This window comes from Labrenzia sp. PO1 (genome assembly GCF_012273635.1).
In the GTDB taxonomy this organism is placed as follows: Bacteria; Pseudomonadota; Alphaproteobacteria; order Rhizobiales; family Stappiaceae; genus Roseibium; species Roseibium algicola.
Map to the genome: position 1 here is coordinate 89,095 of NZ_JAAXCR010000007.1, position 19,332 is coordinate 108,426.

Annotated in this window: 17 protein-coding genes; 7 read left to right on the forward strand and 10 right to left on the reverse strand. The window is 57.4% G+C overall.

Going from position 1 to position 19,332, the window contains the following annotated elements:
• Positions 1–102 precede the first annotated feature (102 nt).
• The 5 genes from HCG46_RS27470 to HCG46_RS27490 all read left to right on the forward strand — a co-directional run bounded on the left by HCG46_RS27470 (position 103) and on the right by HCG46_RS27490 (position 4,661).
• Positions 103–807 (forward strand): SDR family oxidoreductase, encoded by a 705-nt coding sequence (locus HCG46_RS27470; protein WP_075282995.1) that lies wholly within the window; start codon positions 103–105, stop codon positions 805–807.
• 131 nt (positions 808–938) lie between these two features.
• The gene (locus tag HCG46_RS27475) at positions 939–1,700 is read left to right on the forward strand and encodes an AzlC family ABC transporter permease (protein ID WP_353621844.1); all 762 of its coding nucleotides are present in this window, start codon (positions 939–941) and stop codon (positions 1,698–1,700) included.
• Positions 1,700–2,074, forward strand: coding sequence for an AzlD domain-containing protein (locus HCG46_RS27480; RefSeq protein ID WP_168688063.1), 375 nt, complete (start codon positions 1,700–1,702; stop codon positions 2,072–2,074). Before HCG46_RS27475 ends, HCG46_RS27480 begins: the two co-directional genes overlap by 1 nt.
• 85 nt (positions 2,075–2,159) lie before the next feature.
• Positions 2,160–2,810, forward strand: a complete 651-nt coding sequence (locus tag HCG46_RS27485; RefSeq protein WP_168688064.1) for a glutathione S-transferase family protein — start codon at positions 2,160–2,162, stop codon at positions 2,808–2,810.
• Between the two features lie 237 nt (positions 2,811–3,047).
• Positions 3,048–4,661, forward strand: a complete 1,614-nt coding sequence (locus HCG46_RS27490) for an ABC transporter substrate-binding protein (protein ID WP_168688065.1) — start codon at positions 3,048–3,050, stop codon at positions 4,659–4,661.
• An 87-nt stretch (positions 4,662–4,748) separates the two neighbouring features.
• On the opposite strand, the gene HCG46_RS27495 is transcribed toward HCG46_RS27490, so the two are convergent.
• Positions 4,749–5,177, reverse strand: a complete 429-nt coding sequence (locus tag HCG46_RS27495; RefSeq protein ID WP_168688066.1) for an HIT family protein — start codon at positions 5,175–5,177, stop codon at positions 4,749–4,751.
• 202 nt (positions 5,178–5,379) lie between these two features.
• A complete protein-coding gene (locus tag HCG46_RS27500) occupies positions 5,380–5,757 on the reverse strand; it encodes a metalloregulator ArsR/SmtB family transcription factor (RefSeq protein ID WP_200863732.1) in 378 nt (125 codons plus the stop codon).
• A gap of 39 nt (positions 5,758–5,796) precedes the next feature.
• Between HCG46_RS27500 and HCG46_RS27505 the strand changes: the two genes are divergently transcribed.
• Complete coding sequence (locus HCG46_RS27505; protein ID WP_168688067.1) at positions 5,797–7,164, forward strand: aminotransferase class V-fold PLP-dependent enzyme; 1,368 nt, start codon at positions 5,797–5,799, stop codon at positions 7,162–7,164.
• A 32-nt stretch (positions 7,165–7,196) separates the two neighbouring features.
• On the opposite strand, the gene HCG46_RS27510 is transcribed toward HCG46_RS27505, so the two are convergent.
• From HCG46_RS27510 to HCG46_RS27530, 5 genes are all read right to left on the reverse strand, one after another.
• Complete coding sequence (locus tag HCG46_RS27510) at positions 7,197–7,952, reverse strand: hypothetical protein (protein ID WP_055654595.1); 756 nt, start codon at positions 7,950–7,952, stop codon at positions 7,197–7,199.
• A gap of 19 nt (positions 7,953–7,971) precedes the next feature.
• On the reverse strand, positions 7,972–9,033 hold the full coding sequence (locus tag HCG46_RS27515) for a hypothetical protein (protein ID WP_168688068.1): 1,062 nt from the start codon (positions 9,031–9,033) through the stop codon (positions 7,972–7,974).
• A 229-nt stretch (positions 9,034–9,262) separates the two neighbouring features.
• Positions 9,263–12,682, reverse strand: a complete 3,420-nt coding sequence (locus HCG46_RS27520) for an acyl-[ACP]--phospholipid O-acyltransferase (protein ID WP_168688069.1) — start codon at positions 12,680–12,682, stop codon at positions 9,263–9,265.
• Positions 12,683–12,784: 102 nt separating this feature from the next.
• Positions 12,785–13,066 (reverse strand): YiaA/YiaB family inner membrane protein, encoded by a 282-nt coding sequence (locus HCG46_RS27525; protein ID WP_022998340.1) that lies wholly within the window; start codon positions 13,064–13,066, stop codon positions 12,785–12,787.
• A 15-nt stretch (positions 13,067–13,081) separates the two neighbouring features.
• On the reverse strand, positions 13,082–13,765 hold the full coding sequence (locus HCG46_RS27530) for a PspA/IM30 family protein (RefSeq protein WP_168688070.1): 684 nt from the start codon (positions 13,763–13,765) through the stop codon (positions 13,082–13,084).
• A gap of 126 nt (positions 13,766–13,891) precedes the next feature.
• Here HCG46_RS27530 and HCG46_RS27535 point away from each other — a divergent pair, with 126 nt between their 5' ends.
• A complete protein-coding gene (locus tag HCG46_RS27535) occupies positions 13,892–14,479 on the forward strand; it encodes a TetR/AcrR family transcriptional regulator (protein WP_168688071.1) in 588 nt (195 codons plus the stop codon).
• A gap of 42 nt (positions 14,480–14,521) precedes the next feature.
• Here the strand turns inward: HCG46_RS27535 and HCG46_RS27540 are convergent, their stop codons facing one another.
• The 3 genes from HCG46_RS27540 to HCG46_RS27550 all read right to left on the reverse strand — a co-directional run bounded on the left by HCG46_RS27540 (position 14,522) and on the right by HCG46_RS27550 (position 18,996).
• Positions 14,522–16,585: a M13 family metallopeptidase gene (locus HCG46_RS27540; protein ID WP_168688072.1), complete on the reverse strand. Its 2,064-nt coding sequence runs from the start codon at positions 16,583–16,585 to the stop codon at positions 14,522–14,524.
• Between the two features lie 155 nt (positions 16,586–16,740).
• The gene (locus HCG46_RS27545) at positions 16,741–18,222 is read right to left on the reverse strand and encodes a protein adenylyltransferase SelO (RefSeq protein WP_168688073.1); all 1,482 of its coding nucleotides are present in this window, start codon (positions 18,220–18,222) and stop codon (positions 16,741–16,743) included.
• Positions 18,223–18,348: 126 nt separating this feature from the next.
• Positions 18,349–18,996 carry a TetR/AcrR family transcriptional regulator gene (locus HCG46_RS27550; RefSeq protein ID WP_055654581.1) on the reverse strand — a complete coding sequence of 216 codons (648 nt, stop codon included), beginning with the start codon at positions 18,994–18,996 and terminating at the stop codon, positions 18,349–18,351.
• Positions 18,997–19,332 lie beyond the last annotated feature (336 nt).

The window sequence follows — 19,332 nt, forward strand, 5'->3', positions numbered from 1 at the left end:
TTGTTCTCATTCATGTTTGGAATTGAAACCATTCAGGAAAATCATTTGCCGCCGCCCGGCTGCTTGCCTAGCTATGAAGCAGACACTTTCGGGAGAACGGACATGAGCGATAACAAGGTTGCGATGATCACCGCTGGCGGCTCCGGCATGGGGGCCGATGCAGCAAGACGGTTGGCTGCAGATGGGTTCCGGGTCGCAATTCTGTCGTCCTCCGGCAAGGGGGAAGCGCTCGCGGAGGAATTGGGCGGGGTCGGGTTCACCGGATCCAATCTTGTTGCAGACGACCTGACCTCTTTTGTCAGCAAGACGGTTGACGCTCTTGGCCGGATCGATGTTCTCGTCAATTCGTCCGGACATGGCCCGAAAGGCGATATTCTGGAAATCTCCGACGAGGACTGGCACCTCGGCATGGATTACTACCTGATGAATGTCGTTCGGCCGGCACGCCTTGTCGCCCCGATCATGGCTGCACAAGGTGGTGGAACGGTGATCAATATCTCCACATTCGCCACCTTCGAGCCGGACCCGATGTTTCCGACTTCCGGTGTGTTTCGGGCAGGGCTGGCCAGCTTCACCAAGCTGTTTGCCGACAAGTTCGCTGCCGAGAACGTGCGCATGAACAATATCCTGCCCGGTTTCATAGACAGCCTGCCGGAGAAGGAAGATCGCCTGGCGCGGATCCCCATGGGCCGCTACGGCCGCTCGGACGAAATCTCAAGCCTGATCGCCTATCTGGCCAGCGACGAGGCGGCCTATATCACAGGTCAAAACATACGTATCGATGGTGGGCTGACGCGGTCGGTGTGAGCTGTTCAGAGGGCATCAAAAGGGAGTTCGGAAATTCGCGTGCCGAACTCTTTCGCCGATTGGCACTCTGGACAGAAAATCTCCAAAAAGGTAAGGCTACCTTACTAACTGCCCAGAGATGAGTCAGCTTGATGACGGCTCCTGATCAGCCAGATATCGACCAGGAATCCCCGAACCCGCCGGAACATGCCCGGGTCTGGATGGCGCGTGGAGCGCGGGCGGCGGTGTCTATTCCAGCGTTTATTCTGACCGCGGCGTTTGTCGGATATGCGGGGCTTGCCCGTGAAACAGGACTGACGCTCTTTGAGACGCTGGCAATGACAGGTTTCGTCTGGGCGCTGCCTTCCATCGTGGTTCTGACCGGCGCGATTTCTTCCGGAATGGGTATCCTTCCTGCCGGAATTGCCGTCGCTCTTGCGTCAGTCCGCCTGATGCCGATGACCATGGCCTTGATGCCAATGGTCAAGGTGCCGGGCAAGACAAAGACCTGGCAATTGCTGATCGCGTCTCACTTCGTCGCGGTGACTGCCTGGGTGTTCGCGATGAAACACCTGCCGGACATGCCGAGGGAAGGGCGTCTGCCGTTCTTCATTGGTTTTGGCGCGGCGGTGACCAGCTTCGTCTTCTGCATGACCGGTGTCTCCTACCTGTTGGTTGAAAGCATGCCGGGCATGGTGGCAGGTGCCTTGTTCCTGCTGACGCCTGTTTATTTCCTGTGCTCGCTCTGGGGGGCTGCAAGGCTCAATGCCGACCGGGCGGCGATGGTCGCAGGACTGCTGCTCGGACCGGTCTTCTTCACCTATCTGCCCGGACTGGATCTGCTTTGGACCGGCCTTGTGGGCGGCACGATTGCCTACCTCGGAACCAGGATCATGCGCAGGGGGCTGTCGTGATGGAGGGATCGACGGCAGGTGGATTGGTATCCGAAACCTGGTGGCCACTGGTGATGATCATCATCGCCGGCTGGTTTGCAACTGACGTCTGGCGGTGGCTGGGTGTCTTTGCCGGCGGCAGGCTGCGTGAAGACGGTGAACTGCTGATCTGGGTGCGCTGTGTTGCAACCGCGCTGGTGGCCGGAGTGATTTCCAAGCTTATCCTGTTCCCGCAAGGTGTGCTGGCAGAAACACCGCTCTGGCTGCGTCTGGCTGCCGCCGGTTTCGGCTTCGCATCGTTTTTTGCAGCCCGGCAACGTGTGTTTGTTGGCGTACTTGCCGCAGAAGTCTTTCTCGTTTCCGGTTGGCTGACCCTCGACACGATGGCTTCCTGACACCAAGCGATTTCCCGTGTTCACTTGCCCGCCAGATAGGCTAGGTTGAAGAGTGCGGCGATTGCACCCGGTCAAGGAGAGGAACATGGCGGATCAGGTCGAACTCTTTTACGCACCACAGACACGCGCCACCGGCGTACGTGTTCTCCTGGAGGAGCTGGGCGCGCCTTACAAGCTGAATGTGCTCAATCTGAAGCTGGGTGAAAACCGGACACCTCGATATCTTGCCGTCAACCCGGCTGGCAAAGTTCCGGCATTGCGCGTTGGTAAGGCAGTCATTACCGAACAGGTCGCGATCTATATCTATCTGGCCGATCTGTTTCCCGAAAAAGGACTGACACCCTCGCTGGATGATCCACTGCGTGGACCGTACCTGCGCTGGTTCGTGCATATGGCATCCTGTTTTGAGCCGGCACTGATCGACCGCGCACTCAAGCGCGAAGAACCACCTCATTCCATGTCCGCCTATGGTTCTTTTGACACCGTCATGGAAAGCATGCGTGCCCAGCTGGCAAAGGGACCTTTCGTTCTTGGAGAACGGATGACGGCTGTCGACGTTCTGTGGGGAATCGGGCTGCGGTGGGGAACAATGTTCGGCATCGTACCGGAATTCGAAGAATTCACCGCCTACATCGAGCGGTTCGCGGAAAGGCCGTCGGTGGTCAAGGTGCTGCAGGAAGACCAGAACATGGCCAGGGAGCAGGAAGACGCGGCTGTTCAGGCGGGCGTCGCGTAGAATTTTGTCACAAGCGGCGTCTTCTCAGCGATGCGCAGCAGCGTCTGCAGTTTCCTTCTCTTCTATCCGCAATCCTGACAGGACAATCTTTTGCCGCGCACTATCTAACGAAACGTCGTTTTTGCGGCACTAAACTTCGAATGGGGGATGATCGGATAAAACGCAGCCGACCTAGAGTTAACGATTGAAACCGGGCGCAAGCCAGATGGTGACTGTAAACTTGGAGGTAATCTGACGATGAAGGACAAGTACAAAGATACGGAAATGCTGGAAAAGCTGGGCGAGGCCGCAAGATCTGGCCGCATTTCCCGCCGTGATTTCCTGAATTATTCCATGGCTGCCGGTGTTGCAGCTTCCGCCGCAACGGGGCTCTGGACCACGAAAGCCAAGGCGCAACCAAAGCAGGGCGGAACCTTCAAGGTCGGCATTCATGACGGCAATACATCAGACACCCACGATCCGGGCACCTATCTCACCATCGCCATGATCGTGCTGGCGCATACTCACCGCAGCTATCTTACCCTGATCGAACCAGACGGGTCTCTTGGGCCGGATATCGCCACCGAATGGACGGCGAATGCGGACGCAACGGAGTGGACTTTCAAGCTCAACGAAAACGTCACCTTCCACTCCGGTCGCAAGATGACAGCCGACGACGTCATTGCATCGATGAACCACCACCGCGGCGACAGCACGACCTCCGCGGCCAAGGCTCTGCTGACCGACGTCGCTGATATCGTCAAGGATGGCGACAACACGATCGTTTTCAAACTGTCTTCGGGCAATGCGGATCTGCCGTGGCTCATGACCGATTACCATCTGGCCATCTGTCCGGCGAACGACGATGGCTCGATCGATTGGGCTTCGGGCGACGGTACCGGTCCCTACAAGATCGAAACCGGTGACTTCGGTGTCAGGTTCTCTCTGACGCGCCATGACGGCTGGCATCTGGACGGTGCACATTTCGACGGCGTGGAACTGATCATCCTGACCGATCCGAACGCCCGCCAGACGGCTCTGGTTACCGGCGACGTGGATGCCGTTTCGCTTATTGATCTGAAGACGATGGGTCTGCTTGCGCGCAATCCAAACCTGGAGATCGACAATGTGCCGTCTGCCTCGACGCTCACGATGCCGATGTTCTGCGACACGGCTCCGTTTGACAACAAGGATGTTCGCAACGCACTCAAGCTCGCGATGAACCGCGACGAGATCATCGAGAAGATCGCCTTTGGTGCAGCGACAAAGGCAAACGATTTCCACCATTCGCCAGCCATGCCCTATTGGCCGGATGACATTCCCCAACACGACTACGATCCGGATCAGGCGAAATCGCTGCTGAAAAAGGCCGGTGCCGAGGGATTATCCATCAGCATTTCCTCTGCAGAATCCATCTACTCCGGCGCGGTCGATCTTTGCGTGCTTTATGCCGAACATGCCAAGGCGGCAGGCATCGACATCAAGGTCGTGCGTGAACCGAACGACGGCTATTACTCGGATGTCTGGCTGAAGAAACCGTTCTGTGTGGTGGCCTGGGGGGCGCGTCCGACACCGGACGTAATGTATTCTCTGGCCTACAAGTCCGATGCCGCCTGGAACGAGAGCCATTGGCAGAACGAACGTTTCAACGAACTGCTGTTGATGGCGAAGGCCGAATTGGACGACACCAGGCGGGCGGAGATGTACCGGGAAATGGCGCTGCTTGCGCATGACGACGGGGGCACGATCATCCCGTTCTTCCGCAACTTCGTTTATGCCCGCCGCAGCAATGTTCAGCATGGTGAGCAACTGGCATCGAGCTGGGAGCTCGACGGTGCCCGTGCCTGCAGCCGCTGGTGGTTTGATAGCTGATTGAGCATCGAGAAAAACGCCCGCCCGGTTTGAAGCCAGGCGGGCGTTATCTGTTGTTTGCTGAATGGTTGAAGATGCTCGCCTGGCTCAGGCCAGTGCGGCTCGTATCTTTTCTGCTTGGGCTGCCAGCACGTCATTGTCTGCCATTGCGCCAGTATGGGGTTTCAGCGACACGCCCTCGAAACGTGGAATGACGTGGACGTGGGTGTGGAACACCACCTGGCCACCGGCAGGTTCTGAGAATTGCTGGACGGTCGTGCCGTCGGCATCGAAGGCCTTGATCACCACCCTGGCCATGGTCTGCGTCGTTGCCATGACCGCGTTGAGATCGTCCGGCGCGATGTCCAGAATGTTGCGCGAAGGGGCTTTCGGGATCACCAGAACATGACCATCGCCGCGGGGCATGATGTCCATGATCACCAGTGTTTTGTCGTCCTCGTAAACCTTGTGGCTCGGCAGTTCGCCGCGCAGGATTTTGGCAAAGACATTCTGGTCGTCATAAGCGGGTGCGGACATGTTTGCATTCCTGTCTGATAGGCAAAAGAATTTCGCGAAGCGGTGTTCAGAAACGAGCCACCCCGACACTTCAGGGTTGATCAAAGGACTATCAATCGATTCCGATCAAGAGTTACTCCTGATCTAGTCCGAGTTTTCTTGCAGCTGCAAGCCGCGACATGCGGCAGAACCGCCCGGATGAGTTTGCTCAAGCCGCGGTTGTTCAGGAAACGGTTTCGGTGGCCAGTTGACCGGCATTTGATGCTTCAGGATCCGTTTGCGATGCGCATGTGAGCTTCAACCCCAGGTCCTCCAGCCTTGTCCTGTCGGGTTTGTAGAACATCCAGTTGCCGATCCGCTTTCCCGTTACCAGGCCTGCTTCCGACATCTTTTTCATGTGCGAGCTTACGGTCGGTTGGCTGAGGCCCACCTTGTCGGTGATGAAACCGACACACACTCCGTCGTCCACGAGATCTCCGTCCCGCTGGCGGGGAAAGTGGGCTCGAGGGTCGAGCAGCCACAAAAGGATCTGCAGCCGCACAGGGCTCGCCAGTGCTGCCATCGCCAATGAACTTGACTCTACATCTATATTGATATTCATCTATATAGATACTCTTCGATATAGATTGGTGGTTCGATCATGGAAAATAGCCTTCTCGGCCTTCAAGCGGAAGCCTTTTCGAACGGCGCGGCGCGCGGCGTGCGTTATCTGAAACAATTGCCGGATCGGCGCGTCGGGCCGAATTTGTCTCGTCTTGCCGAACTCGATCCGGGTTTGCCGGAGCAGGGCGCCGACGTTGGCGATATTCTTGATCTGCTCGAGACCGTGGGCGGTGAGGGCACTGTTGCGACGGCGGCAGGTCGGTACTTCGGTTATGTCATAGGGGGCGCATTGCCTGCAGCCTCCGCGGCCCGGGCCTTGCTCTCTGCGTGGGATCAGGTTGCAGACGGTTTGACGGGACCTTCCGTGATCAAGATGGAAGAAACGGCGGTGTCCTGGATAGTTAGGCTTCTGGGGCTGCCTGAAGGTACCGATGGCGCTTTCACCACCGGTGCGACCATGTCGAACATGGCGCTACTGGTCACTGCGCGCGACACGCTGCTGTCGCGCCTTGGCCACGAAAGAGGAGAGGGCCTGATTGGCGCTCCCGGTTTGCGGATCGTCGCCAGCGCCGAAATTCATGCAACCGTGCTGAAATCCCTTCGGATGGCAGGCTTGGCCACGAAATCGATCGAGTGGGTGGAAGTGGACGATCAGGGGCGGATGCGGATCGACAAGCTACCCGAACTGGATGATCGCACGCTCGTTTTGTGCCAGGCAGGAAACGTTTGCAGCGGAGCCTTCGATCCATTTGACGAACTCGGTGACAGGTGCAATGCCGCTGGTGCCTGGCTTCATGTTGATGGCGCTTTCGGGTTGTGGGCAAGGGCCTGCAGCGATACGGCAACGGCTCTCAAGGGACTTGAGAAGGCAGACAGCTGGGTGGTCGACAGCCACAAGACACTCAACACACCATATGATTCAGGCTTGGCCTTGTGCCGCCATCCGCAGGAAATGCAGGCGTCGATGGCAATCGGGGCCACCTATCTGCCGGCGACCGTATCAAACCCCGCCAACCGCGCTCCTGAATTCAGCCGGTCTGCGCGCGGAGCCGAGACCTGGGCTGCGCTGCTTTCCCTCGGCCGGCAAGGCCTGGAGGATATGCTGAGCCGTTTTCACGGTCATGCAAGGCGCATTTCAGGGGATCTTACAGCACTCGGGTTCGAAGTTCCGCATGAGGTGCATTTCAACCAGGTGTTTGCGACGCTGCCGGGGGCGGAAGACGCCTGTGCCCGCATCGCTGGCCATGTTCAGGCTTCCGGTAAAGCCTGGTTCGGTCAGGCCTCCTGGAAAGGACGACAGGGGTTTCGCATCAGCGTGTCGAACTGGTCAACCCGGACGGAAGATGTGGACCGGCTGATAGCTGCCGTTGCAAAGGCAAAGGCCGAGGTGATGGCCCCGGCCTGATGCAGCTCACATTGCAGAAGACGCAACCCTGGTCAGGTCCTTTCGGGCCACAGATATGACAGGGTTGCGTTCGAGCGTATGACCACGAATTCCTCGCGTTTTTCCCATCGTCCCAAAACGTTGATTTCAGTCACCGAACAATTGCCGTGCTGACGCCGCAAGGGATCGCAGGCGCGGGCTGCAGTGGTATAGAGTTTCGCCCGTCGGTTCTTGAATTCGTTCAGCCAGGCTTCGGCATAGATTCCGGCACTATCCACCAGATCGGCGTCCACTTCCTGGTAGTTGAGAGGCTTCTCTGTCTCGAATGTACCGGGGACTTGCTTCTCTACGAACTCAAGCTGCATCCTGATCTCGGCAAATTTCGGATCATCCTTGAATTGCTTGGCTTTTGTCAGCTTTACCCGGCAATTCGATGCAATTGTCTTCACTAGGAGCTTGCATTCGGCTTCCGCGATTCTGGGGGCCTGACCGGAGATGAAGACCTCGATCATGTCCATGTCAGCAGGAGCCCCTGTTTCCTTCAAGAGCTCTTTCACCGATACGGGCATGACGATATTGACCACCCGTCCGGCATCGAGGTTCTTGAAGTCCGTGAGGGCGACGTAGCCGTCTTTCAGGGAACCGCCTGAGCCATGCCTGGCGTTGAGGACTGTCGCCTGTCCTTTCAGCGGATCGTTCTTGAAGCCGAAGACAGTGTTCGCGACGTTGGCAACACTGAACATGATGTAGCCGTAGTAGAGCGTCACTGCGAAAAAGATCACTCCGCAGGCGATTTGAAGGATACGCATCAAGACTGTTCCCTGTTGCTTATGAACCGGAATTGGAATTGGCGGTGCTGTCACGTCCGAGAGCCTTGTCGACCAGCGGCCTGATCTGCGCCATCGCCTTGTCCTCGTAGCCGGACTTGCCAGCTACTGCGATGTTCTCGACCGGCGTCATGATGACGAGTGATCCCCCCAGTGGACGGAAGGGAATCCGGTCATCAAGATCTTCCGGGAGTGGCCCAACGAGCACATGAGTTGACCGTTCCACGCCCGCGAGATTTTGCTCGCTTCTTATGCCGAAGGCGCTCTTGAACCAGCTGTCGTACTTGCGATAAGCCGCCTTGTTCTTGGCAACTGACTCTTCATGAAGGCTCGGATTTTCCTTGGCGTTTCTTGCGAAAAGCCAGTGATCTTGCATCTTTCGCCAGGGCTGAACACCGCAGGAACGAAGGGTTCTTGCACCGGCCATTTCAACAGGCACTTCAGGATCAAGATTGGCGAAAGCGATATCGCCGACACCGAGTGCCACCACATGCGAGATGCGGGCGCCAGGTGCCAGATGTATGTTCCATAGGATCTTGCCGAATTCGTTTTGCAGGATCAGGTAGACCGGCTTTTCGGTTTCCGTAACCACGACATCGACAACAGGAAAACTGTCGTCCTTTGCACTGAGTACCATCGTGTCGACACGGATCTTTCTGGGGTCGTCGGCTGGTTTTTGGGCGTTTTCAGCCAGCTTTTGTGCCCGTTCCCGAATTTTCGTTTTCGACCAGGTATAGATCGGCGCATGCATGTTGCCTGTGCCGACATGCACATTGCCGATATATTCTCCGAGGTTGGGTTTGCGGAAGCGGCAGAACGCAGTGGGCTGCTGCATGACCACCTTCGCGGGAAGGTCGGTGTCCAAGGTCGTTTCCTTGTACCCGGTCACCGCGGACTGGATCCAATGAGGTGTCCCGTCTTCCGCTACGAGGACGCCGGGTGATGCCTTGTAACCGCGCATGTCGCGCTTCAGACCGGACTGCGGGTCTCCGGATGGGACGTTATCCGAGCAGGCGAGCAAACCGAAGCATAAGGCTACGGCAAATCCTTTTTTAAAACGCATCCGTAAGCTCCGGAAATGTCTGGCGTTGGGTATGCGTTCACAGGTTGTATCATTCGTCTTAAGGTTTAGTTTCGCCGGGAGGGCAATTCTTGCGTTACTGGCGGTTTAAATCGGGAAATGTTCTTCTGATGTCTTGTTGGCGATGCTGAAAAATCTCTCTAGATAAGATAAAGAGGCGTGGTGATCAGTATTCACCCCGACCCGGCTTGCGTCAGGTCGGGGCGTAATGTCAGGCGGCTTCGCCCAGTTCAGATCCGTCTTTGACCAGTTTTGCAACCGCTGCGAAGTCCAGCTTTCCGGAACCCAGGACAGGAACCTTGGATACCACACGGACTTCTGCCGGTATCATGAGGTCCTGTGCGCCTCGGGCTTTGGCGCCTTCAACGAAGGCTGCGCGGTCCGCATCCGGGTTTTCCGTCACAAGCACCAGTTTCTCGCCCTTGCGGGCATCCTTGATGGCGGCAACTGCGGACAGATGCTGCGGCCAGATCTGACCCGCCAGGGCTTCCACGGCGGACAGAGACACCATCTCGCCTGCAATCTTGGCGAAGCGCTTGGCGCGGCCCTTGATGATGATGTAGCCGTCGTCGTCGATCTCGACAATGTCGCCGGTGTCGTGCCAGCCGTCGACAAGTGGTTCGACGACGCCGGGATTTTCGGCCTTCAGATAACCGACCATCACGTTCGGTCCCGACACATGCAGTCTGCCGCCGGTTTCCACACCAGGTACGGGCTCAAGGCGAGCCTTCATGCCGGGCATCAGTTTGCCGACCGTGCCCGGACGGTTGTACATCGGCGTGTTGAGTGCGATGACCGGTGCGGTCTCGGTCACGCCGTATCCTTCCAGAACACGCAGACCGAAGCGTTCCTGATAGATCTGCCTGGTTGACGGTTTCACCGGCTCCGCGCCTGCAAAACAGTAGCGCAGGGAGCGGAAGTCGTAGGCATGGGCAACGCGGGCATACCCGTTGAGAAAGGTATCCGTACCGAACAGGATCGTCGCATTGGAGGTGTAGATCAGCTCCGGAACGATCCGGTAATGCAGGGGCGAGGGATAGAGATAGACCGGCACACCGGATATCAGCGGCAGGATGGTGCCCGCGGTCAGGCCGAAGGAATGGAACATCGGCAAGACGTTGAACACCTTGTCGTTCGGGGTGAAATCGATCCTGGCGGCTGCCTGCGTGGCATTGGACAGGATGTTCCTGTGTGTCAGCACAACGCCTTTCGGTGTTCCCTCCGATCCGGAGGTGAACAGGATCACTGCCGTGTCGTCGGCCTGCCTGCGTACCAGGGGGCGGCTTTTGGTCAGAAGGCCGCGGATCTTGTCCAAGAAGCCGATTTCAGAGCGCAGATCTTCCAGCCAGATGATGCGAACGTGGTCTTCCAGGTTTGAAGCCAGTTGCTCCAGACGGGCCTGCTTGACGAAGGCGCGGGAAGACAACAGCGTACGAACATCCGCAGCACGGCAGGCCGCGAGAATGTTTTCCTGACCGGCGGTGAAATTGATCATGGCGGGCACCTTGCCGGCAGACATGGTCGCCAGAACGGTAACGGCAGCGCCATTGGCATTCGGCAGCATGATGCCGAGGGTCTCTTCTCCGCCGGTGTGCCGCAACAGTTTGCGGCCCAGCACTGAGACGCCTGTCAGCAGTTTGCCTGCATTCAGCTTTCCGGACACCGGATCCTCAACCGCCAGCTTGCCGTAGCCGTATTCTTCTGCCGTGGCGATTACCTTCTCCAGGATCGTCACGTCTTCCGTCAGGCTGGTTTCAAACATCAGTTCGGACATGACGCTGTACAGCTTGGCGCCGGCTGCAGCGCGCCGCTGACGTCCCCTCAGTTCGTCGTCGAGGTCCAGGCGGGTAGGTTCCATGATTGTCACCTTCACTTTGGGGAACAGACGCTTGCGGATCTGGCTTGGGTTCAGGTAGGAGAACGGCGTTTTTTCAAGGCCGTCGATGCGGATCGGGACGATCATGGCCCCGGTCTTGTCGGCCACCATGGCCGCACCGTCGTAGACCTTCATCAGGCTGCCGGTGACAGTCAGCCGGCCTTCCGGGAAGATCACCATAGGTTCGCCGGAGTTCACCACCTTGATCAGTGCGCGGGTGGCCATGGGTTTTGACGGGTTGATCGGCAAGGCATTAGCAAGGTGCAGGAAGGGTTTGACCCACCAGCGCCGGGCAATGTCATAGTCGATGGCGAAGGACGGCTTCTTGTCGGTCAGGGTCAGAGCCAGGCCAGCGTCCAGCAAACTAACGTGGTTCAGCGCCAGGATCGGGGCTTCGCCGGCTTTTTCCAGATTTTCCAGGCCTTTGACTTCCATCCGGAAGATGGCGCGATAGAGGATCGAGATTGCATCGCGCATCGGGTTGGTCGGCAGGATCTTGAACATCACGATAGCTGCGACAAGGTTCAGCCCGGCCAGCGCCAGAAAAATTGCAGGAACGGAAAATCCAAGTTTCTGGGCTCCTGCCAGCAACAGTCCGCCAACCGTCATCAGGGCAGCGCCAAGGGCGTTGGACGCTGCTATCCGGCGGGCACGTACCTGCGGTTTCGCCCAGGTCTGGAGTGCCGTGAAGGTGGGAACAACCAGCAACGCACCGGAAATGGCAAGGCCGGCCATATCGACACTGAGGCGGATTACGCCCTCATGGGTGAGGAACTCGCGCAAACCAGATGCTGTTGCGGTTGCCGGCAGGCCTGCCAGGGTCAATGCCGCATCCAGGCAAAAGAGCGCCAGCAGGAGCGTTCCGACAGGAGCCGGCAAAAGGACGACACGGCCAGCCAGAAGCCAGGCGGCAATTGCCGACCCGATGCCGATCGAAACGGCGAAGACGGTCAGGAAATAGGTGACGGCAATTTCTTCACCGCCCAGGAACGTCTTAACCATCAGCGGCAGAACAGCGAGCACCATGGCACCGATGAGCCAGAACCAGGCATTCATCATGGCTACCAGGAAGAGACGACGATCGGCAGCCAGATCTCTCACCACGCACCATGTGGATGTCGCAAGATTCCAGTCAATCGTCAGATGAGGGGCTGCTGCCGGCGCGGAGGGAATTTGCCGGCTCAGTCCGTAACATGCGAGAGCCAGGGCTATCATCACTGGAGCAAAGATCAGGGTGGGAGCGCCGGTGCTGAACAAAAGGCCGGCGGAAATCGTGCCGCCCAGGATTGCCAGAAAAGTTCCCGCTTCTATCCAGGCATTGGCGCGCGGCAGGTTTGAAGCCGGCAGATGATCCGGGAGCAGCCCGTATTTGACCGGGCTGAACAAGGCAGACATGGCACCAAACACGAATAGCGCGGCAAAGAGGATGGGGAGGAAGGACAAGGCCATGCCTGTCACGGCCAGGCCTGCGCCTGCAATTTCTGCAAGCTTGGTTGCCCGGGCAATCCGTGCCTTGTCGAACTTGTCTGCGAGTTCGCCCCCGAGTGCGGACAGAAACAGGAAGGGCGCGATGAAGACAGCCCCGGCCAACGTTATCAGAACACCGGTGTTGCCACCGTCTGCGCCGTGTCCACCAACCTGGAACAACACCAGGAACACCAGGGCGTTTTTCAGGAAATTGTCGTTGAATGCAGAGAAAAACTGCGTCCAGAAGAGCGGTGCGAAACGTCTGGATGTCATCAGTGACGCGCTCATGAGGTCCTCCTTCGAAGCAGCTGTCTGTCAATCTGCTTCATAACCTTCAATCTTTGAAACCCGGACGGAGGGTTAGAAACTCCGCCCGGTTTTATTTCTGGATCAGACTTGTTCCGGCTTGCTGATGTCCATCAGCAGTTTTTCCGTCTTTGCGTCTTCCAGGCGGTTATGGAACTTGTTGGCTTCTTCGCGATCACGCATGGTCTTGGTCAGGGTGACCGCTGTATGGACCAGCATGATTGCGGCCATTGCGTAGAAGCCTTTCGCGGAGAAGCTTGCTTCAAGGTTCCAGATGCCCAGGGCCATCATGATAGCGGCAACTGCGAAACTGCCGGCGGTAAAAATGGTCCAGTTGTTGGAATGTTTGACTGTGGGTTCCTGCATGGTCTTGTCCTCGTGTTAGCTGCTTTTTTCCAGAAGAAGGGGAATGTCGGATTTCAAGCGGGCGAGCACATCGTCCGCTCGGGTTTTCACGGGTGCGCCGCAGCCGGCATCGCCCAGTTTCTCGATAACCGCACTCGGGCTATCCGCTGCCGACAAGGTCTTGAATTCCTGTTCGGCCAATTGGTCGCGTTCCTGGCGTCGGCGGATGTCCTCCAGCTGTCCCTCTGCGAGGGCGAGTGCCGACTGGCCGGTACTGGAGCCAAAGGACTGTGCTTTCTGGATCTGGTCGCGAACTTCAACGGTGCGTTCACCGCGCTTGAGGGCGCGCAGACGGCTCTGGGCGCGGTGCAAGGTTTCCGTGAGGCTTGAAAGATCGCCGTCGAACGACCGGATCGCCTCTTCGAGCGCCGACTTTTCGTCTTCCAGAAGTGCGATAGCTTCCGCAGCCTCTCTCGCGAGGGGGGCAAGACCTTTGAGGAGGGCGTTGCGAGCCCTGTTCTCCAGATCTTCGAGGGATGCATTGATTTGCCACAGCCGCTTGCGGTCCTGCTGCTGTTCTGCCTTGGCGCGGGCCAGGGCAACCTGGGCAGCCCGGACGGAAGCGGCGGCTGTACGCGTGTTGATGGAGAGGAGAGCAAGAGACTGATTGTCCCGGCTTTCCTCGGCGCTGGTTAGAAACAACGCCTTCAGTTGGTTCATGAATGGCTCAAACATCGTGCCTCTCTCAAAAGGTGAACGTTGTTCACTATTTGACAAAGCCACATGATTTTGATTAGGTCAAGCGGAAAAATGAACAAAGTTCACTTTTGAGGTGCGAGACGGTTAATGGCCGGAGTTCAAAAAGCAAAAAGCGAAGAAACCCATCGTCGCGTTCTGGAAGCGGCGATTGCCGCTGTGGAAGCAGGGGGCATGGAAGCGGTCAACATCAGAAAGATCGCGGCTGATGCCGGTTACTCGGTGGGATCGGTCTACAAGCATTTCGCAGATCAGGATGCGTTGTTGCTTGCGGTCAACTCGGTGACGCTCGGCCGCATCAAGGATCTGATGGCATCGAAAGTCGAAACCGTGGATGAGCCTTTGGCTCGGCTCAAGGCGCTGGCGCTGGCCTATCTGGCGTTTGCGCGCGACAATCGAAACCTCTGGATGACATTGTTCAGCCATCACTTGCCTGAAAGCAAGGCGGTGCCTGAGTGGCATATTCAGGAAAATATCGCGCTTCTCGGTTTCATCGCAGCACCGTTGCGCGAACTCGATCCAAGCATGATGGAAGAAGATCTCGCAGCCCGGACACGCACCGCTTTTGCGGCGGTACACGGTCTCGTCACGATCAGCCTGGAGGCACGGTTCGTCGGCCTGTCCGGAGAAAAGCTGGAGAAGGAAATGAATTTTCTGGTCGAGCGCCTGGCCGGGTAGGGAGGTCCTTGGCTGCCTGGCCGTAGATTACCTTGATGGGGCTTACCAGGCTCTCACCCGTTTCTCCGGTGGCAGCCACATCGGATCGCCCTCCTCGATGCCGAAAGTCTCGTAGAACGCATCAACATGCTGTAGGGCGGCAAAAGCTCGATAAGGGCTCGGAGGATGCCCGTCACCGGCGACAAGCATGCGCAAGAACGGATCGGAAGACTTGGCCGTCCAGAACTGGGCCCAGCCGATGAAACAGCGCTTGGCCGGCGACAAGCCATCTATCTCGACATTTTCCTCAGGGTGCTCGGCCAGATAATCCATCAGGCTTTCATAGGCGATCGTGATGCCGCCGACATCGGCCATGTTCTCTCGGACATTCAGCGGGCCGTTGGCGTTAAGGCCAGGCAGCACTTCGAACGCGTTTGCCTGATCGATCAGTTTCTGGGCCTCGCTGTCGAAGGCCTTTGCATCTGCTTCCGTCCACCAGTCACGAAAGTTGCCTTCCGCATCGTATCGGCGGCCACCGCTATCGAAACCGTGGGTCATTTCGTGGCCGATGACCGCGCCGATCCGGCAGAAGCGCAAGGGAGCGTCCATGTCGTGGCTATAGGCTGGCGGCTGGGTGATGGCCGCATTGACCTCGAAGCCGTTGATGGAGGGCGTGTAGCCGGCATTGATGACGATCGGCAGCGTCGTCTGCGTGTTGAATTCCTCGTGTACGACGGGTTTTTTGATTTTCTCCAGCATGCGGTTCATGGAAAAGGCTCCAAGATTGCGCATGTTTTCTACGGGATCGTCCCCGATCTCGAGTTTGGAATAATCGACCCATTCATCGGGATAGCCGACTTTGTAGTAGAAGGTGTCGACCTTCTTCAGGGCTTCGGCACGAGTATCTTCCGACAACCAATCCCGCGTTTCGACGCGCTCGCGAAACTTCCCGTGAATGCGCTCGACCATCTTGATGACTTCGGCCTTGGTCTCGTCGGAATAGTAGGTTTCCACGAAGAGCTGGCTGGCAGGATGGCCGAGGTTCTCTTTCAGCAGGTCGTACATGTGCTCCTGACGAGGGCGGTCCGTTCGGGCACCGGTCAGGACAAGATTGAACTCCTTGGCAGGTTCTTCGAAGGCTGATGTCAGGAATTCCTTGTAGTTTTCAATAACCCGAAAAGCCGCATAGGCTTTCAGATCTTCAAGCGGTGTTTCCTTCAGCACTTTCGAGAGTTCTGGCAGAGCCCTTGGTTCAAACATGAAGACTGCGTCGGGTTTCTCAAAGCCGACTGTTTCAAGATAGAGATCTAGGTCGAATTCCGGCACCTGCGCCTGGACCTCTTCATAACCAAGTTTGCTGTAGCGGTTGCGTGGATCGTTGCCTTCCTCGGGCGTCAGTATCCCGGCATAAAGCGCTGTTTCTATTCGAAGTGTGGTGTCGGCGATGCGGGCGGCATCGTCCTCCGGATAACCGGCGACCTTCATGATTTCCGCCACATAGGCACGGTAGGCAGGAATGCGCGGATCGCCTTCCTTATTGCGCAAGAGTTCGAGATGGTGGTCCTCAACGCCGAAACTGGGACCTACTGAAAAAATTGCGTAGCGCTTGCTGTCCGCTGGATCTGCACTGGGGGCGAAAATCGCGAACAGGGCCGGTCCGGACATTGCGGCCTGGTCAGCCGCGAACCGGGTGAGGTCATCCAGGGTTTCCAGGGCTTCGATGGCGTCCAGGTCACTTTGGATCGGTTCGATGCCTGCAGCATCCATCGCCTCGACATTCATATAGGCTTTGTAGAAATCGCCAACGAGCTGCGTCGGGCTGCCCTTGGGCGCTTCCGCGGTGCTCTCGCTTGCCTTTTCGGAAACAGCTGCAAGCTGCTTGATCAGTCTTTCGCCGATGATCGAAAAAATATCCCAACGCGCCTTGTCCACTGGCCGGTTCACCCGGTCGAGCCACTTGCCTGAAGCATAGCGATAAAAATCGTCGGCTGGATCCACAGAGGTATCCATATTCTCGGGCGAGAATTGAAGGTCGTCCGGGGTCAGCGGGGGGAGGCTGTTTTCCTCAGCGAAGGCAGATCCGGAAAGCAGCAAGGTGCTCGTCAGCAGAAGTGGGATTATTTTCATTTCAGCGCCCCCGGGAATGCTTGTTACCCCGCGTAAGAATAGAGTTCCGGCTGCAGATGGCAATCCGATTAGTGCAAGGGTTGTGGTGACGGCGTTCGAGAGCGAAGTGGCACCTTGCGCAATCGGACCGACTGTGTCGGGCGCCAGGTTTGGTCTTACGTTCCGCAGAAGGTTTGATAGGGACCAAACGCCTCCGGGGCAGGAAGGGCATAGCTCTCAAAGCCTGTTCGTTCTTCATACGGAGCTTTTAGAACGCCCAGTAACTCATTGAGCAAAAAATACTCTCCAGTTTCCGCGCTCTGGAGTGCCTCTTCCACCATGTGGTTCCGTGGAATGTAGAGCGGATTGACAAGGTTCATCGCCGTCCTGGTATCTGCAGGCGCTCTACCTTCACTTTCGAGACGTTGCATCCAGCGCTTCAGCCAGCCGTCTATCTGTGTCGGATCGACAAAAAGCTCGCGCAGCTTTTGCGGCTCGCCGACAGCAGCCTCGCTCAGGTGCCGGAAGAAGAGCGTGTAGTCGACCGATTGTTCCTGCAGGACCGAAAGCATCGTTTCGAACAGGTCCTGATCTTCCGCGGTTTCTTCCACTAAACCCAGCTTTGCGCGCATCCCGTTCAGCCACGCTGCGCGGTAGATTTCAGGAAAGCGGCCGAGTTCGGCGCTGGCCAGTTCGACTGCCTTGTCCAGATCATCGGGCTGGATCAGGGGCAAAAGGGTTTCGGCAAGCCGGGCAAGGTTCCATTGCATGATGACGGGTTGGCGGCCAAACGCGTATCGTCCACCGTGGTCAATGGAGCTGAACACGGCTGCCGGATCATAGGCGTCAATGAAGGCACAGGGGCCATAGTCGATTGTTTCGCCGGAAATCGTCGTGTTGTCGGTGTTCATGACACCGTGAACGAACCCGACAAGCACCCAATTGGCGACCAGCGCTGCCTGGCGCTCGACTACTCCCCGAAACAGCCGGATATAGCGGTCCGGCTGTCCGGCAAGATCCGGATCGTGGCGGTCAATGGCGTAGTCGGCGAGCTGGCGGACTTTGTCCGTTTCACCGCGTGCCGCAAAATACTGGAAGGTACCGACCCGCAAATGGCTTGCGGCGACACGGGTCAATACTGCGCCCGGTTTCGGACCATCCCGGTAGATGGTTTCTCCGGTGGTTACGGCTGCCAGTGCTCTTGTCGTCGGGATGCCGAGTGCATGCATGGCTTCGCCGAGGATATATTCGCGCAAGACCGGGCCCACGACAGCCTTGCCATCTCCACCACGGGAGAAGGGGGTCGGTCCCGACCCTTTCAGCTGAATGTCCTTCCGATTGCCGGTGCTGTCGATGATCTCTCCGAGAAGAAGCGCGCGGCCATCCCCCAGCTGTGGCGAGAAGCCACCAAACTGGTGGCCGGCATACACCTGGGCAAGAGGCGATGCGCCGTCCGGCTGACGGACCCCGGCAAAAATCTCTGCGCCTTCGGATGTTTCCAGAAGGTTGGAATCAAGGCCGAGTTCTTTTGCAAGTTCACGATTGAACACCACAAGCTGCGGCGTTGGCACCTTCGCGCCTTCCCAGGCCACATAAAAGCCGGGCAGGTCCCGTGCGTAGGAATTGTCGAACTGGAAAATGGGCGGTCGGGCGGTCATGGAACCTACAGTGTGCGGTGGCAATTGCTTTACCGCTTAATATAGGAAGTTACGGCCGTCTGTCCGCCCCGGTCAGGTCGGAAATCGAATTCATGTGAACTATGAGGAGGTAGGCAGCGCGGCCTGTCACGCTGCGTAGGCCGCGAGAAACACCTTCACCGCTGCTGCAACATTGGTTTCGATTTCTTCTTCGCTCGGCTTTGGGCCGGCATTGAGCAGCATGCGCCTTAGAACGCCCGCCACACACAAGTCGAAAAACTGGCCTGCCGCCAGTTCGACATCGCAGTCCTTCAACTCGCCGCGGTCGATCCGCTCCTGGATGAAGGCACCAAGGTCGCGTCGGCCCTGGCATGGACCGGCTTCGTAGAGCAGAACGCCGAACTGAGGGAATTTTTCCGCAGCGCCGACTACCATGCGGAGGGTCGACAATTTTTCCGGATTCGCCATTTTCTGCAGATAACTGCGGCCGATACGGTGCAGATCGCTTTTCACGTCAGCCCTGCTGACGAGGGCTTCCCGCAGGATTTCCGCCTGGCTGAAACGTTCTTGCAGAATCAGCGCCTCGAACAGCGCTTCCTTGCTGCTGAAGTAGACGTATAGCGTGCCTTTGGAAACGCCGGCTTCCTTGGCGATAACCTCCATACTGGCGCCATCGAATCCCTTTGCACGGAAGACTTTTCGTGCTCCGGCAAGAATCTGCCTGCACTTGGCGTTGTCGGTCTTCTGAGCCGGATCTTCGGCTGTCGCCGGTAGTTCCTGTGTTTCGGTTGTCATCGCAATCTCGAATTTCTGCCGTCTTTCAGTAGTTTACCGCTAGTATTCGGTCAAACACACGGTTTTTCTCAAAAAGCATTCCCATAAATGCAAAGGTCAACTGTTCGGCAGGTGGTTGGTCAATCTCAACACTATCGGCCAACAGGACGAACCATTCAATCTTTCCTGGTCAGACCAGCTGTGTCTGCAAGTCAAAACGCCCCCTAAAAAAATATCTTCGACAGGATCCGACTTCCGGACAGGTGATGCGTCTCGCGTCCCCCTCCCAAAGTGTCTTGTTGCCGTCTCGATCAACCAGGTTGTTGAACAGGGGGCTCTTGTGCGTTGCAAAAATTT